This is a genomic window from Arthrobacter sp. CMU6 (genome assembly GCF_059090205.1).
Genome location: NZ_JBNHFL010000033.1, coordinates 1 through 13,693, shown reverse-complemented (window position 1 = coordinate 13,693; position 13,693 = coordinate 1). Strand labels below are relative to the sequence as shown.

Genomic DNA, 13,693 nt, shown 5'->3' with positions numbered 1-13,693 from the left:
CCCTACGCTTGATCTGATGGATTCAGCAACGCCGTCCAAATCGGAGAGCACGCTCCTCCTTCTGGTGCGCCACGGGGAGACGCCCACCACGGGCATGGTGCTGCCGGGGCGGGCACCGGGACTGCACCTGTCTGACCGTGGGCGTGCCCAGGCCGAGCGGGTAGCGGAGCGGCTGGCGGGCCTGCCGGTCGACGCTGTCTACTCGTCGCCGCTGGAGCGAACGTGCGAGACGGCCGAGCCCACGGCAGCCAGCACCGGACTTGAAGTGATCCACGACGACGGCCTGCTCGAATGCGACAAAGGCGACTGGACCGGCGCCGCGATCGCCGAAGTGACGGCCTTGCCGGAATGGCAGACCGTGCAGCATAACCCGTCGGCCTTCCGCTTTCCCAACGGTGAGAGCTTCGCCCAGATGCAGGCGCGGATCGTCGGGGCGCTCGATGTGCTGGGGACAGCGCACGCCGGGGGCGTCGTCGTCTGTTTTTCCCATGCCGACCCCATCAAGGCGGCCGTGGCCCATGCCCTGGGCACGCCCCTGGACCTCTTCCAGAGGATCGTGATCAGCCCGGGGTCGGTTTCGGCCATCTCCTATTCGGACAGCCAGGCGCCCACAGTGCTCATGGTGAATTCGACGTCGGAACCGCTGAGCGGGCTGCGGGAGTGAAGGTCAAGGTGCTGTGACATGGGGCAGAGGGTGACATGGAACAGCCGGTGTCCGGCCGGGAGCTGACACTGCTCGCCGAGGGCGACGTGGAGCTGCTCGGACGCATCCCGCGCAGCAGCAACGAGACGTTCCTGGTGGAGGTCTCCGCCGGGGACGACTCTTCCTATGCCGTATACAAGCCAGAGGCCGGAGAGCGGCCGCTGTCCGATTTCGAGCCCGGGCTGTACCGGCGGGAACGCGCGGCGTACCTGCTGAGCGAGTCCCTGGGCTGGGGCATTGTGCCGACGACGGTAATCCGCGAGGAGGCGCCGCTGGGGATCGGTTCGCTGCAGTGGTTCATAGACTGCGACTTCAGCGAGCATTACTTCACCCTCTACGCCGACGTCCCGGAGACCCACCGCGACCTGGCGCGGATCGCCCTGTTCGATTACGTCGCCAACAACACGGACCGCAAGAGCGGGCACGTGCTGCGCGGCGACGACGGGCGGGTGTGGGGAATCGACCACGGGCTCTGCTTCTCGGCAGCCTTCAAGCTGCGCACCGTGATCTGGGACTTCGCGGGCGACCCCATCCCCGAAGCCCTGCTCGACGACATCACCCCGCTCGCCGACGCCGTGCCCGCCGACGTGGCCGAGCTCCTCGACGGTTCGGAGGTCACCGCCCTGCAGCGGCGGGTGCGGCGCCTGCTGCACGAACCGGTGCTGCCGGTGGACCGCACCGGCATGCGGTACCCGTGGCCGCTGGTGTGAGCTGGGTTCTTGGCGCGAACGGACAGTTGCGGCCCCTGCAGGTGTCCGTAACTTGCGCTTAAGGTAAATGGACGACGGCGGGAGGTACCGCCGTCGTCCGCTTACGGGCCGTTTCCGTGCCCGTCAGCTGTCAGTACACTGGGACGCATGACCGAGCAGGAACCGGCCCCGGTCCAGGATGCCGAGGCTCCCCGTCTGACCGATCCCGACGCGGTCGACACTTCCCTGCGCAGCCCGGCACAGCGGTCCCGCACCTTCACCGAAATCCTGGTGAACACTGCGCTGGCGAACGTCACCACCAGCTACCTCTGGTTCGCGCTGACGTTCTGGGTGTACCTGGAGACGCGCAACGTGATCGCCACCGGGGTGGTCGGCGGTGCGTACATGCTGTTGATCGCCCTTTCCAGCATCAGCTTCGGCACCTTCGTGGACCGCTACCGCAAGCTGGCCGTGATGCGCTTCGCTGCCGGCTTCACCCTGGTGATGTTCGTGCTGTCCGGGGTCATGTTCCTGCTGACGCCGACGGCCTGGCTGCTGGACCTGACACAGCCGTGGTTCTGGATGTTTATGCTGATCATCCTGGTCGGGGCGGTGGTGGAGAACATGCGCAACATCGCGCTGTCCACCACGGTCACCATCCTCATCGAGCCGGACCGGCGAGCCAACGCCAACGGGCTGGTGGGCATGGTGCAGGGACTGATGTTCATCGTCACCTCGCTGCTCTCCGGGCTGTCCGTCGGGCTGCTGGGCATGGGGTGGACGATCGTCGTCGCCCTGGTGCTCACCGCGTTGGCGTTCGCGCACCTGCTCACCCTGCGCATGCCCGAGGAAGTGCGGGCGGCCGCCACAGATGCGCACGGCGGATTCGATCTGCGAGGTTCACTCGCCGCCGTGCTTGCCATAGCCGGGCTGTTCGCGCTCATCCTGTTTTCCACGTTCAACAACTTCATTGGCGGCGTCTACATGGCGCTGATGGATCCGTACGGACTGGAGATGTTCTCCGTGGAGATGTGGGGGGCCGTCTTCGCCCTCGGCTCCACCGGGTTTATCGTGGGCGGGGCACTAATCGGCAAGTTCGGGCTCGGTGCCAATCCCCTGCGCACCCTGCTCATCGCCGTGGCTGTGATGGGGCTCCTCGGCGCGGTGTTCACGCTGCGGGAGTGGGCCTGGCTGTACGTCGCGGGCATCTGGCTGTACCTGGTCCTGATACCTTTCGTGGAGGCCGCCGAGCAGACAGTCATCCAGCAGGTGGTGCCCCTGCCCCGCCAAGGCCGGGTGTTCGGGTTCGCCATGGCCTTCGAGTCCGCCGCCGCGCCGGTCACCGCATTCCTTATTGCCCCGATCGCCCAGTTCTGGATCATCCCGTACGCGCGGTCCGCCGACGGCGCCGCCCGGCTGGCCCCGCTCCTGGGCGAGGGCACCTCCCGCGGCATCGCCCTGGTGTTCCTGGTTGCAGGAGTCATCATGATCGCGGCCGCGCTTCTGGCCTTTCTGACGCCGGTCTACCGCAGGGTCTCGGCCTCGTACGCGCAGGCCGCTGCAGAGGCCCCGGGGAACGCGGCGGCATCGGCTGCCGAGTAGCGGCTCTCTTACCGCGGGCTGCCGCCGCCGGTCCCGGGCGCATCTGGACCTCGCGTTTCTGGACCGAGCGGCGGAACGCGCGGTTCACGACTCGGGGCAGCGGACCGGCTGATGACGACGATCCGCACGGCTACGCCCGCCAGGACCAGAACGACGCCCAGCGCAATCAGAATCCAAGTAGGAACGGAGGCCGCCCCAATGGTGCGGTAGCAGGCGGCCGCGGCATCGGAGCCGCGGTGGAGCGCGTCGAACGCTTCGGCGGCACGGCTGTCCGGAATCAACGGACTGCCACACAGCGGACCGGTCTTCTGCAGGCCGAAGACGATGCCAGCGAGCAACACAGCGAACCCGGCACCAATCAGCCAGAGCCAGGCCTGCCATGCGGCGAAATTCCGCCGGACCGTTGTACCTCGCACGTCACTCCCTAAAACGGCGGTACAAAAATCTTACTGGCGGCAAGTGGCGGCTCTTCGGCAGGTCGATGAGCCACCGTCGGGTTACCGGTACCAGCCCACGGCGCGGTCGTAGTTGCCTTCCAGCGCGCCCGTACCTGGGTCAGTGCCTCCTCCGGCCGGGAAGTAGATGGCGCCGAAATTAGCGCCTTCCGATTCGATCCGTGCCTGGGCCCAGATCTGCGCTGCCTCCAGGTCGGTTTCGGGGATGGGTTCCCGGGTGGTGCGGCCCGTCTCGTGATGGATGTCCAGTTGGTACTCCCCGGGCTGGGACGTCCCAGGATGATTTCCGGGGTCCTGCTCGTCCCGTCGGCTGATGAGCACCTGGGCGGCCGCATGGAGAGTGGACTGTTTACTCGGTGCGTTGCCTTGCTGCTGCTGTTGAATTCGGAGGCCCGATGCCGCGCTTGCAACGGTGTCCTCTGGCGTGACGAGGTAGTTTGAGCCGCTAACGTCAGCTTCTGAGCCACCGACACTTTTCAGATGCTGCCCGAAGTGATCGGAGCTGGACTGGATGGAGTTCATGCACCCTCCTTGAGGGTATTCGCGGCGATTGCCGACGGTTCCCACCCTAGACCTATCTCATGGCCTTCCGGCCGTGCGACGGTATTAATCTCCGTTGTGGGCCCGGGGCTATGCGCAGCGAGGTGCCCGAGGCGCTTCAACAATGGCCAACTGGCCGGTTTCGGGGACACCGGGAAACTGCACCTGCGGAGGCTCAACAGCGGCCACCGGCGGCTGTTGCGCGGAGCGCATCCGGAAAAGCGCTACCGCGGAGATGAGGAACCAGGCCACATTCGTGACCACGGACGGCCACGCTTCGTGGAATGCACCATTGATAATGAAGGCACAGGAACCGAGGAGATTCGCGGTCTGGAAGCCCTTGCCGGCCTTCAGCCAACCCATGGACACAGCCAGGTACGCACTGAGTATCGCAACCGCGCCTGCCCAGCCGGAGATTTCCCACAGCAGTTCCATGATGTCCTTTCAGGGTTGATGCCCGGCTACCGTCCGTGGGGCGGAGGGGAGATGACGGGCGGTATGTTTTTATTCCAGAAAAGGCGCCGTTGCCGAAGGGATCAGGCATTGCTGGAACGGCCTTTTCTCCGTACCGGCGGGAACCTCACTCGCTGGACGGTCCGGCCTGCATCCCTTTTCTGTACTTTTAACAGCAATTATGGGGACGTTACAGCTTTAGATCAATTGCATTCCACTGAAGACATGGTTTAGAACTGCTTAACATGGATATCGATCCGCGCCGGCTGCGAGTTCTTCTTGCGGTTGCCCGTACAGGCGGAGTGCTCGCCGCCGCTGACGAACTGGGAATTACGCCGTCCGCCGTGTCCCAGCAGCTCAACAAATTAGAGGACGAGACGGGGCACGCCTTGGTGGTGCGCACACCCAAAGGCTCGCTTCTGACACCCGCCGGCCTGGCCATCGCAGAAGCAGGCGAGGAAATAGAACGCGCCCTCAGCGTCGCCCGCGCCCGGATAGAAGGCGGGGCCAAGATCGCAGGAGTCGTGCGGGTGGGCGGATTCACCAGCTTTGTCCGGACGGTGGTGATTCCGCGCCTTGTCGAGTGGCGCACCCAGTATCCGCAATTGCAGATCCGGGTCGTCGAGGACGACTTCCCGGCCCTGATGCGGCTGCTCCGCCAGCGCCAGCTCGATGCCGTGGTGGTCGAGCTCGATTCGACGACGTCCGGCCAGCGTTCGCTCTCCGCCGGAATGACCGAGGAGCCACTGCTGGACGAACCCTGGAAACTGGTGGTACCCGCGGGTGCCCTGCTCAGCACTGAGAACATCGACCTTGGCCGGATGCCACTACCGTGGCTCGGCGTCGAGTCCTCGGCCGCCAACGCTTCGGTGCTCGGCCGGCTCCGCGAGTCAACGGGTGCCCAGATTGAGACGGTGCACCAGTACCAGGACACACTGACCGCCCTGGCACTGGTCGCCGCGGGCGAGGGTGTTGCCATTGTGCCCACCCTGGCGCTGACCGGAGTGGTCCAGGACGGCGTGGACATCCTTGACGTCCCCGGGCTGGGTACGCGGCGCATCGTGCTGCGCCGGTTCGACCGTCGACGGTCAGCCAGCATGCCGGTGGACACAGTGGCGCGCCTGCTGCGGGAATCGGCTGCGGCGTTCGACACGCGGTCGACGTCCTGACCGGCCTCCTTCTGGTCCCAAATTGTCCTTAGTCCTCGGAACAATTGGGTGAGGTCCAGCTATTTCCGGCAACCGGATCCGGGCATACGCTGATACCACCACAGCTCCGCGGACAAATGAAGGAGATTCCCATGTTGCTTTGGATAGCCATCATCATCGCAGTTCTCTGGCTTCTCGGCTTGCTCGGCAACATCGGCGGCGGATTGATCCACCTGCTTTTGGTAATCGCAGTGGTCGTCCTGATCTTCCACTTCATCCGCGGCAGGTCCTCCCGAGTGTAAGACGGCACGTTATTCTGCCGACGCGGCGACCCGCCCGGCATCATGGCTCGAGCGGACGACGGCGGGGGGATCCCGCCGTCGGCCGCTCCCGCATAGTGCCTACTGGCTGAAGGGGACCTTCTCCCAGCTCAGGACGCCTCCGGCGCCGCTGCTATTGCCTGCCACCGTAAACCTGACGTAATTCGTGGCATTTGCAGATCCGTCCACGGTGACGCGCTGCAGGTCATCCGCGGCGGGCTGGCCGTAGATCTCCAGCCATGGTGATCCGGCTGCCAGCGGCCGGTTATCGGCAAAGACGTGGCTGTCGCCGTTGATGAGGTAGACCGGGCGGTCGAAGCGGTTGGTCTCGTCAACGATGGCCGCAACGATTTCCCGGAACCCGGAGACCGTTGCGGGGTTGGCGGAGGCCGCCGCGAGCAGCGACGGGTCGAACATGTCGGCCTGGGTCATCAGCACCACGGCGCGGTCGTTGCGGCGCTCGGCGTCAGTGAACGTGTCCCGTATCTGGTTCAGGACGGCATCGGTCCGGTGCTCAACTTCGGCCAGCTGCTCGGGCGTGGGTGTGGTTTCTCCCAAACCGCTCCAAGGGAGCAATGAGTTGTTGCTTCCCTGGATATTTACGACGGAGAAGGCCACCCGGTTCTGGGTGAATTGGACATTTTCCGGGAGTCCAGCGTCTTCCTGGGTCTCGACCGGCATGGTTGCGCCCAGGGTCTTGCCGGGCTCGTCGAAGAAAACCTCGCGCAGCTCGTCCAGCCGTTCCAGCGGGTTGTAAGCACCGTTGTTGGTGCGGTGGCAGTCCACCCACTCGTTGTCGCCCGGGGTGAAGACCAGTGGAAGCTCGAAGGTGTCGAACTGCGAGCGGATGTTGGCGAAGTACTCGTCCGAGCAGAGCGAAGAGCCGTTTTTGATGTCGCCCACGTGGGTGACGAACTTCAGCGCGCTATCGGCGTTGATGTCCTGGATGCGGGACGGGAATTTGGCGATTTCGGCGTCGCCGTAGGGGATGTCGCCGATGACGCCAAAGGTGAACGCTTCGTTATCGGCGGCGCTGTCGGGGGTGTTGTTGGCCGCGTTGGCGGGCTGCGCCGCCAGGAGGCCGAGCGCCAGGACGGTTGCCGCCGTCGTTGTTTTCAAGGTCTTTGAAGGCATGGAGGTGTTCCTGTTTCTGCCGAGTAGGACTGGGGGGTGCGTCAAAAGACTTCCTGCTGCGGAAGAACGGGCATGGCCCCAAGGGCTTCGGGACGGTGAACAGGGGGCGTCGTTTGGACCAAATGCAGGACCGTTACCGGTGTAAGTGCTCTCGCCAGTCGGCCGGTACCTTGCCTGCCGGTGCAGGCGCCGGCTGTTCCAGTGGTCTGGACTGGGGATCCGGAAGCCGCGGGCCTCGGAAGAACTTCTTCGTGGTGTGCTCGTAGAACCAGTCTTCCCCTGGTTCAAAGGACGTCATGACGGGGTGACCGTCGGTGCGCGCGTGGGCGCTGGCGTGCTGTTGGAACGACGGGATCGAGGCAACAGCCCTTGTCCCCAATGTCCAGGCGCGAGTATCGTGACCTCACCGAACCCTTGATCCGGAAAGACGGCGGCCATGGATGACTCGGTTCCGGTCATGCTGTTTGCAACCACAGACCCGGCCTCTCGGCGCGTTCTTGAAGATGAGTTACGTCGACGGTACGGTGCCGACTACGAAGTGGTGGCCTGCGCCGACCACGCCCACGGGCGGGCGGTGCTTGAGGGGCTGAGGCGCTGGAACCGGCAGGTCGCCCTCATCCTCGGGTGCTACGGTCCGGCTGACCGGGGTGGACTCGATTTCCTGCGTCGTGCATATGCCTTTCACCCGGCCGCCAAGCGTGGTGTTGTGGTGACATGGGGTGACTTCGCCAGCGCCCCCACCGTCTTCCGGGCAATCGCGCAGGGGTACGCCGAATTGGTGATCATACGTCCCGAACGATCGCGCGACGAAGAATTCCATGGGGCGATTACCGATGCCCTCGACGACTGGCACCTGGCCCAGGGGGTCGGGTTCGAGGCGGTCCGGCTGATCGGGGAGGTAGGCGACGAACGGACTCATTTGTTGCGCGACTCCTTGAGTCGAAACCACATCCCGGTGGGCTTCCACCCTGTGGGATCAGAGACCGCGCAACGGACGCTGGAGAGTCTGAATCTGCGCGACCCCCTGCTGCCGGTCATGGTGCTGGAGTTCACCGCTCCACCAATTGTCCTCGAGAACCCAAGTGATCTGGAGATTGCCGAAGCTATGGGGGTGACGCGACCGCCCCCGGCGGACAAGATCTTCGATGTGGTGGTTGTGGGGGCCGGTCCATCCGGTCTCGCGACCGCCGTGTATGCCTCCTCCGAGGGCCTCGCCACCATGGTGGTGGAGGGTGAGGCTGTGGGAGGCCAGGCCGGCACCAGCTCATTGATCCGCAACTATCCCGGCTTTTCCCGCGGAGTGAGCGGCGCCCACTTGGCCTACCGCTCATTTCACCAGGCCTGGACTTTAGGCACGGACTTCCTGTTCCTGCGGAAGGTGGAGGGGCTCCGCGCGGACGGAGCGTTGTACGCGGTGGCGACTTCCGATGGAGGTGTCGTGCGGTGCCGCACAGTCGTGGTGGCCACCGGCGTGGACTACCGTCGCCTAGGCATGCCTGAGCTGGAGGATCTGGTCGGCAGAGGCGTCTTCTACGGGGCCACAGTCTCCGAGGCGCCGTCGATGGCCGGCAAGCACGTCTGTGTCGTGGGTGGCGGAAACTCGGCCGGACAGGCCGTTCTGCACCTGGCCAAGTACGCGAAGAAGGTGACGCTGCTGGTGCGCGGACCCACCCTGTCGGTAAGTATGTCGGAATACCTCATCGATCAGCTTGAGGCCACCCGGAACGTTGCCATCCGCTACAGCACCGTGATCGTGGGTGCCCGCGATCAGGACGGATTCCTTGCCGCCGTCAAGGTGGCCGCATCCGGAGCCGGCGCAACCCCGGGCGAGGAGATCGAAGCAGGCGGCCTGTTCGTGCTGATCGGTTCGGTGCCGCGGACCTCCTGGCTGCCCGACACCGTAGAGCGTGACCCAGGCGGTTTTCTGCGCACGGGCGCCAGCCGGGATGTCAGCGACGCCGGGTCCACCAAGTCGCCATTAGCGCTGGAAACCAGCATGCACGGCATTTTCGCGATCGGCGACGTGCGCGCCGGTTCGATCAAAAGAGTCGCTACCGCAGTCGGGGACGGCGCCACCGTGGTCTCGATGCTTCACACCTACCTGGCCGAGAACCCCCTGCCTGCCTCGCACCCTGCCCCTGATGAGGCGGCCGCACCCGAGGAGCTGCCCGGTGATGGCCGCTTCAGGTGAAGTCACACCGTTGATTCCGCCGATGCGGCGGCTGCTCTATGTCGCTGCATTCCTCGTGTTTCTTGCCGGGCTCGTGCTGTTCGTGTTTCCGCTCCGGACTGAGGAATGGTTCGCGTGGACAGTCAATCCGCCGATGACCGCGGTCTTCCTCGGGGCGGCATACTGGTCGAGTGCCGGCCTGGAGGTGACGGGCGCCCGCTCAGCGAGTTGGGATTCAGCGAGGCTGGCAGTCTGGCCCGTGTTCGTCTTTACGACATTGACCCTCGGAGTCACCCTGCTCCATCTCAATCGATTCCACCTGTCGTCAGCCACTGGCCCCACCGCCCAAGTAGCCACTTGGGCGTGGCTGGCAATCTACGCCATCGTGCCCGTGGCGATGCTCGTCATAAGCCGGATGCAGATCCGGTCCCGGCGTCCTGCCCCAAAGTCCGTAACGGCGGGACGGCCGGTGCTGCCCCCTGCACTCCGGCTGCTCCTGGTGGGAATCGCCGCGGTACTGCTGTTGTATGGCGTGGCGCTCCTAGCTGTACCCATTCCTGCCGCAACGTGGTGGCCGTGGCCACTGTCCGAGCTCACAGCGAGGGCGATCGGAGCGTGGCTGGTCGGTCTTGGCTGGGCGGCCGCGCAGGGCCAGTTGAGCGGCGATCTTCGCACCGTCCGCCCCGTGGCCCTGACGTCCGTTGCCTTCGTTATTCTGCAGGCGGTTGCCCTGCTGCGGTATGGCGACGCCCTGACATGGCCGAGCGCGCCGGCGATCGGCTTCGTTACCGTGCTACTTGCCATTGGAGTGGCCGGCGGGTGGGCACTCGCACTTTCCCGCCGCCGGTAGTCCGGGCGGGTGGCATGAAGCGGGGTTTGCTTCTAACTCTGGAGCCCTAGGAAGAAAACGCCGCTGGAAACAGCCCCGTGTGCAGATACCCCGCGACGGGATGTCCAGGAAAGCAGGGGTACATTCGGTCAAATCTCCGGTCAAACACCTTAAATCTGCCCGAAGCGGCCAGCGGGGACGTCAACTAGTGTTGACCCCGGTCCGTGACGTCAACTAATGTTGACGCATGGAGGTGGAACGGATGAAGACGCTGGTTGCATCCATGGACGGGAAAGGACCCGCTGAAGCCCTGCATGCCGTCGCTGAGCTGCAAAAAGAAGTTGGGCGAACCGAAGCGTCCCTGGTCCGCAAAGCCCGACAGGCCGGCCTTTCCTGGGAAGCTATCGCGCTATGCCTCGGCGTGAGCAAACAAGCTGTCCACCGCAAGTATGGGAAGCGATGAAACACCTCCGTCGGCCGGGACTGCAGAAAATGAGACGTTTTCCATGCGCGGCAAAAGCCCAACGAGGCTTTGATAAGGCCGGAACACCCGCCCGCCCTTGTTCTTCTTCATGTCTCTCCACCGGGTGCGCAGGACAGGCCCAGTGTTCCGAAGCGTAGACAGACCGGTCTGTCTGCGCCCTGTGGGATGTATCATCCGTGTGTGGAAACTCCAGAACGCGACGCTGGACAGTCAGAGCGCCCTGCAATGGACGGTCCTCGGGAGAAGATCGTTGCCGCGGCATACCAACTGTTCGCCCGTCGCGGGATTCGCGACGTTGGAGTCGACGAACTGATCCGCGCATCAGGCGTGGCCAAGGCAACCTTCTACAGGCACTTCCGCTCCAAGGACGACGTCGTGCTGACCTTCCTCGAGCAGTGGTATCTGGAACGCACGGTCGCGATCGAGAACGCAATCGCCCGTCGCGGGACCAGTGACGAGGCAGCCATGCTGACCATCTTCGACGTCTTCGACGATTGGTTCCGCGAGGGCGCTGCCCAGGTCAGCTCCTTCCTGCACGTGCTGATGGAAATGGGTCCCGACCACCCCCTCGGGAAAGCGAGCATCCAGTACCTGGACAGGACGCGCCAACAGATCGCGGAACTCGCAGAATCGGCCGGGCTCGACGACCCGCACGACTTCGCCTGGTCTATCCACATCTTGATCAAGGGAGCTATCGTCGCCGCGGCCGAGGGCGACTCCCGCGCTGCTGGCCGCGCCAGGACCATGGCCAAGCTGCTCATGGACCACCACCGGTCGTAGAAGGAGCTGTGGGAACTCCCGCAACTCGGAGAAACCATATGCGCCCTTCACTAGATGCGGAGGGAGGCGAAGGCGTTGATGGCGTTGCATGAACGTCGACGCGGTCTCTTTGGTTTCGTCGGCCATGGGAAGAAAGGGGACTAGGCCCTCCGCCGAGTCAAGGTTCTCGCGAGGGCGTACACGCCAGCGCCAGCGAGGATCCAGGGGCCGGCGACTATGGCCGGGTCGATCCACTGGTGCGCGAGGTCCGCGCGTTTCCTGCCGAATCTGGACCGAAGCCCGTGCCCGGAGAACTCGCTGAGGACACCGGTTTCGGTGATCGGGTTGTCCGGGTGCAGCGAGAGGAAGGATCCGAGGTGGCTCTCCCATGCGTTCACGCGGTCCGCTGCAAGCAGGATCAGCCAGTGGGCCGCCCGGCCTTCGCTGTACCGGTAGGCGAACTTCCGCATCATTCCGGAGACGCCGGCGGGCGGAGTGGAGGTACCGAAGACTGGGGTCAGGAATTTGTGCTCGACGGACCGCTCCCGCGGCCACTTCTCTTCCTGCCGTTCGGGGAACTCCCAGTGGGCACCCGTGACGAGGTCGGTGCGTTCCCGCGGCACGGAGGGCCGGTCCTTCGGATCAAGGTCAACGCCCCATCCCGGGATACGGGCCCGAAGCTGCTCGCTGGTTTCATTGGGCTTGGGCTTATCGGCTGTGTAGGGCATGGCGTCCGCTCCTTCAGCTGGCACTCGGGACGATGAGTGGCTTGATGATGTCATCGAGCTTGGCTGAGAACATGTGATAGCCCTCGGCGATGTGTTCCAGCGGGATTTGGTGCGTCACGAGGTCGCTGGGTTTGAGGTAGCCGTTTCGGACGTGCTCAAAGAGCCGCGGCCATTGGCGCTTGACCGGGCACTGGTTCATCCTCAGCGTGAGGCCCTTGTTCATGGCGTCGCCGAACTTGACGGCGCTGAACATTGGACCGTAGGCCCCCATGACGGACACGGTGCCGCCCTTGCGGACGGAGTCGATGGCCCAGTTCAGCGCCACAGGAGACCCGCCCTGCAGTTTCAGCTGCGAGGACGTCACGTGTTGGGTGAGGTTGCCGTCCGCTTCTGCCCCTACGGCGTCGATCGCTACATCTGCGCCGAGGTAATCCGTGATTTTCTTCATGTGCAGGACGATGTCGTCGTATTCCACGAAGTTGTACGTCTCGGCGTGGGCGAAGGCCCTGGCCTTCTCGAGGCGGTACTCGAGATGGTCTATGACGATCACCCGCCCGGCGCCCATCAGCCAGGACGACTTGGCAGCGACCAGCCCGACCGGTCCGGCACCGAAGACCACCACCGTGTCCCCTTCGCTGATGTCACCGAGCTGGGCGCCGAAGTAGCCCGTGGCGACGGCGTCCGTGAGCAGTACCGCGTCCTCTTCCTCCATCCATTCAGGAATGAGGGAAGGCCCCACGTCCGCGAAGGGGACGCGAACGTACTCAGCCTGGCCGCCGTCGTAACCGCCGCAGGTGTGAGAGTAACCGTAGATCCCGCCCACCGCTGTCGCGTTCGGGTTCACGTTGTGGCAGTTGGAATACAGCCCACGCGAGCAGAAATAGCATGAGCCGCAATAGATGTTGAACGGAACCATCACCCGATCCCCTGGTTTCAGGTTCTGCACAGAGCTGCCCACCTCATGGACAACGCCCACGAACTCATGTCCGAACGTCATCCCGACGCGGGTATCGGGCATCATGCCGTGATAAAGATGCAGGTCCGAACCGCAGATCGCCGCCAGGGAAACGCGCACAATGGCGTCATTGGGATGTTCAATCCTGGGAATGTCTTTTTCTTCCACCCGGACCTTATACGGCCCGCGATACACCATTGCCTTCATTTTTGCCGCCTCAGAAGCTGGCCGTTACAGGGATCTCAGGCTTCCACCACCCAGCGGAAGAGGTCAAGGACTTTTTATAAGTAAGCTTTCTATTTCTTCAGCCGGGGTGACGTTTCGACTTGCGAGATGCCCCCACCCGGAGTCCAATCCTGAAAGCCCAGATGGATAACGCCCACGCACAACATTGGCTGTCGTCGCCGTACTCGCCGCCCACGATCCGCCTGCCAGTGCCGCTGAAATCGTATGTCGGAGAGTTGCCCCGACTAGCCGGCGCGAGTGAGGGCAAACTTGGTCATAGGCGTGAGTACACATGCTGGCTCCTCATACACAGGACCAAACATTGGTCTTTCTGTGCTCGACAATTAGTCCTTGCTGCTGAAGGCGGCGTCGAAGCTGGTCTGCGAGGCGGGGAAGTCGAACTTCTTCAGGGCGGCGAGGGCTTCGGGGGCGCCGTGGAGGCGGTCCATGCCGGCGTCTTCCCATTCGATGCTGATGGGGCCGGTGTAGCCGATCGCGG

The 13,693-nt window shown here is 64.2% G+C and carries 16 protein-coding genes and 1 pseudogene; 9 read left to right on the top strand and 8 right to left on the bottom strand.

The window, feature by feature from the left end; all coding sequences use genetic code 11:
• Window positions 1-16: 16 nt before the first annotated feature.
• The 3 genes from AC5RWD_RS19485 to AC5RWD_RS19475 all read left to right on the top strand — a co-directional run bounded on the left by AC5RWD_RS19485 (window position 17) and on the right by AC5RWD_RS19475 (window position 2,994).
• Window positions 17-664: an MSMEG_4193 family putative phosphomutase gene (locus AC5RWD_RS19485; protein ID WP_494021590.1), complete on the top strand. Its 648-nt coding sequence runs from the start codon at window positions 17-19 to the stop codon at window positions 662-664.
• Window positions 665-699: 35 nt separating this feature from the next.
• Complete coding sequence (locus AC5RWD_RS19480) at window positions 700-1,413, top strand: SCO1664 family protein (protein ID WP_494021589.1); 714 nt, start codon at window positions 700-702, stop codon at window positions 1,411-1,413.
• Between the two features lie 147 nt (window positions 1,414-1,560).
• Complete coding sequence (locus tag AC5RWD_RS19475) at window positions 1,561-2,994, top strand: MFS transporter (protein ID WP_494021588.1); 1,434 nt, start codon at window positions 1,561-1,563, stop codon at window positions 2,992-2,994.
• A gap of 8 nt (window positions 2,995-3,002) precedes the next feature.
• Here the strand turns inward: AC5RWD_RS19475 and AC5RWD_RS19470 are convergent, their stop codons facing one another.
• The 3 genes from AC5RWD_RS19470 to AC5RWD_RS19460 form a co-directional block, all read right to left on the bottom strand.
• Entirely contained in the window at window positions 3,003-3,410 is a 408-nt protein-coding gene (locus tag AC5RWD_RS19470; RefSeq protein ID WP_494021587.1) for a hypothetical protein, read from the bottom strand.
• An 81-nt stretch (window positions 3,411-3,491) separates the two neighbouring features.
• Window positions 3,492-3,971 carry a hypothetical protein gene (locus tag AC5RWD_RS19465; RefSeq protein WP_494021586.1) on the bottom strand — a complete coding sequence of 160 codons (480 nt, stop codon included), beginning with the start codon at window positions 3,969-3,971 and terminating at the stop codon, window positions 3,492-3,494.
• A 108-nt stretch (window positions 3,972-4,079) separates the two neighbouring features.
• Window positions 4,080-4,424: a CBU_0592 family membrane protein gene (locus AC5RWD_RS19460; protein ID WP_494021585.1), complete on the bottom strand. Its 345-nt coding sequence runs from the start codon at window positions 4,422-4,424 to the stop codon at window positions 4,080-4,082.
• A 263-nt stretch (window positions 4,425-4,687) separates the two neighbouring features.
• Between AC5RWD_RS19460 and AC5RWD_RS19455 the strand changes: the two genes are divergently transcribed.
• Window positions 4,688-5,611: a LysR family transcriptional regulator gene (locus AC5RWD_RS19455; RefSeq protein ID WP_494021584.1), complete on the top strand. Its 924-nt coding sequence runs from the start codon at window positions 4,688-4,690 to the stop codon at window positions 5,609-5,611.
• Between the two features lie 131 nt (window positions 5,612-5,742).
• A complete protein-coding gene (locus tag AC5RWD_RS19450; protein WP_307105367.1) occupies window positions 5,743-5,892 on the top strand; it encodes a lmo0937 family membrane protein in 150 nt (49 codons plus the stop codon).
• Window positions 5,893-5,991: 99 nt separating this feature from the next.
• Here the strand turns inward: AC5RWD_RS19450 and AC5RWD_RS19445 are convergent, their stop codons facing one another.
• A complete protein-coding gene (locus AC5RWD_RS19445) occupies window positions 5,992-7,044 on the bottom strand; it encodes a hypothetical protein (protein ID WP_494021583.1) in 1,053 nt (350 codons plus the stop codon).
• Between the two features lie 436 nt (window positions 7,045-7,480).
• Between AC5RWD_RS19445 and AC5RWD_RS19440 the strand changes: the two genes are divergently transcribed.
• The 3 genes from AC5RWD_RS19440 to AC5RWD_RS19430 all read left to right on the top strand — a co-directional run bounded on the left by AC5RWD_RS19440 (window position 7,481) and on the right by AC5RWD_RS19430 (window position 10,506).
• Window positions 7,481-9,235 (top strand): NAD(P)/FAD-dependent oxidoreductase, encoded by a 1,755-nt coding sequence (locus AC5RWD_RS19440; RefSeq protein WP_494021582.1) that lies wholly within the window; start codon window positions 7,481-7,483, stop codon window positions 9,233-9,235.
• A complete protein-coding gene (locus AC5RWD_RS19435) occupies window positions 9,219-10,064 on the top strand; it encodes a hypothetical protein (RefSeq protein ID WP_494021581.1) in 846 nt (281 codons plus the stop codon). The genes AC5RWD_RS19440 and AC5RWD_RS19435 overlap by 17 nt, the downstream gene beginning before the upstream one ends.
• 226 nt (window positions 10,065-10,290) lie before the next feature.
• Window positions 10,291-10,506 carry a death domain-containing protein gene (locus tag AC5RWD_RS19430; protein ID WP_494021580.1) on the top strand — a complete coding sequence of 72 codons (216 nt, stop codon included), beginning with the start codon at window positions 10,291-10,293 and terminating at the stop codon, window positions 10,504-10,506.
• Here AC5RWD_RS19430 and AC5RWD_RS19425 read toward each other — a convergent pair.
• Window positions 10,453-10,617, bottom strand: a complete 165-nt coding sequence (locus AC5RWD_RS19425) for a hypothetical protein (RefSeq protein ID WP_494021632.1) — start codon at window positions 10,615-10,617, stop codon at window positions 10,453-10,455. The two genes, AC5RWD_RS19430 and AC5RWD_RS19425, sit on opposite strands and share 54 nt — an antisense overlap.
• A 135-nt stretch (window positions 10,618-10,752) precedes the next feature.
• Between AC5RWD_RS19425 and AC5RWD_RS19420 the strand changes: the two genes are divergently transcribed.
• Window positions 10,753-11,307, top strand: coding sequence for a TetR/AcrR family transcriptional regulator (locus AC5RWD_RS19420; RefSeq protein WP_494021631.1), 555 nt, complete (start codon window positions 10,753-10,755; stop codon window positions 11,305-11,307).
• A 140-nt stretch (window positions 11,308-11,447) separates the two neighbouring features.
• Here the strand turns inward: AC5RWD_RS19420 and AC5RWD_RS19415 are convergent, their stop codons facing one another.
• From AC5RWD_RS19415 to AC5RWD_RS19405, 3 genes and pseudogenes are all read right to left on the bottom strand, one after another.
• Window positions 11,448-12,014, bottom strand: a complete 567-nt coding sequence (locus AC5RWD_RS19415; protein ID WP_494021579.1) for a hypothetical protein — start codon at window positions 12,012-12,014, stop codon at window positions 11,448-11,450.
• A 13-nt stretch (window positions 12,015-12,027) separates the two neighbouring features.
• Window positions 12,028-13,176, bottom strand: coding sequence for a zinc-dependent alcohol dehydrogenase (locus AC5RWD_RS19410; RefSeq protein ID WP_494021578.1), 1,149 nt, complete (start codon window positions 13,174-13,176; stop codon window positions 12,028-12,030).
• 362 nt (window positions 13,177-13,538) lie between these two features.
• Window positions 13,539-13,693, bottom strand: a pseudogene (locus AC5RWD_RS19405) (sugar phosphate isomerase/epimerase); the annotation flags it as partial.

Coding starts and splice junctions, on each gene's coding strand:
- AC5RWD_RS19485 (WP_494021590.1), top strand. CDS start 17: ATGGATTCAGCAACGCCGTCCAAATCGGAGAGCACGCTCCTCCTTCTG.
- AC5RWD_RS19480 (WP_494021589.1), top strand. CDS start 700: ATGGAACAGCCGGTGTCCGGCCGGGAGCTGACACTGCTCGCCGAGGGC.
- AC5RWD_RS19475 (WP_494021588.1), top strand. CDS start 1,561: ATGACCGAGCAGGAACCGGCCCCGGTCCAGGATGCCGAGGCTCCCCGT.
- AC5RWD_RS19465 (WP_494021586.1), bottom strand. CDS start 3,971: ATGAACTCCATCCAGTCCAGCTCCGATCACTTCGGGCAGCATCTGAAA.
- AC5RWD_RS19460 (WP_494021585.1), bottom strand. CDS start 4,424: ATGGAACTGCTGTGGGAAATCTCCGGCTGGGCAGGCGCGGTTGCGATA.
- AC5RWD_RS19455 (WP_494021584.1), top strand. CDS start 4,688: ATGGATATCGATCCGCGCCGGCTGCGAGTTCTTCTTGCGGTTGCCCGT.
- AC5RWD_RS19450 (WP_307105367.1), top strand. CDS start 5,743: ATGTTGCTTTGGATAGCCATCATCATCGCAGTTCTCTGGCTTCTCGGC.
- AC5RWD_RS19445 (WP_494021583.1), bottom strand. CDS start 7,044: ATGCCTTCAAAGACCTTGAAAACAACGACGGCGGCAACCGTCCTGGCG.
- AC5RWD_RS19440 (WP_494021582.1), top strand. CDS start 7,481: ATGGATGACTCGGTTCCGGTCATGCTGTTTGCAACCACAGACCCGGCC.
- AC5RWD_RS19435 (WP_494021581.1), top strand. CDS start 9,219: ATGGCCGCTTCAGGTGAAGTCACACCGTTGATTCCGCCGATGCGGCGG.
- AC5RWD_RS19430 (WP_494021580.1), top strand. CDS start 10,291: ATGGAGGTGGAACGGATGAAGACGCTGGTTGCATCCATGGACGGGAAA.
- AC5RWD_RS19425 (WP_494021632.1), bottom strand. CDS start 10,617: ATGAAGAAGAACAAGGGCGGGCGGGTGTTCCGGCCTTATCAAAGCCTC.
- AC5RWD_RS19420 (WP_494021631.1), top strand. CDS start 10,753: ATGGACGGTCCTCGGGAGAAGATCGTTGCCGCGGCATACCAACTGTTC.
- AC5RWD_RS19415 (WP_494021579.1), bottom strand. CDS start 12,014: ATGCCCTACACAGCCGATAAGCCCAAGCCCAATGAAACCAGCGAGCAG.
- AC5RWD_RS19410 (WP_494021578.1), bottom strand. CDS start 13,176: ATGAAGGCAATGGTGTATCGCGGGCCGTATAAGGTCCGGGTGGAAGAA.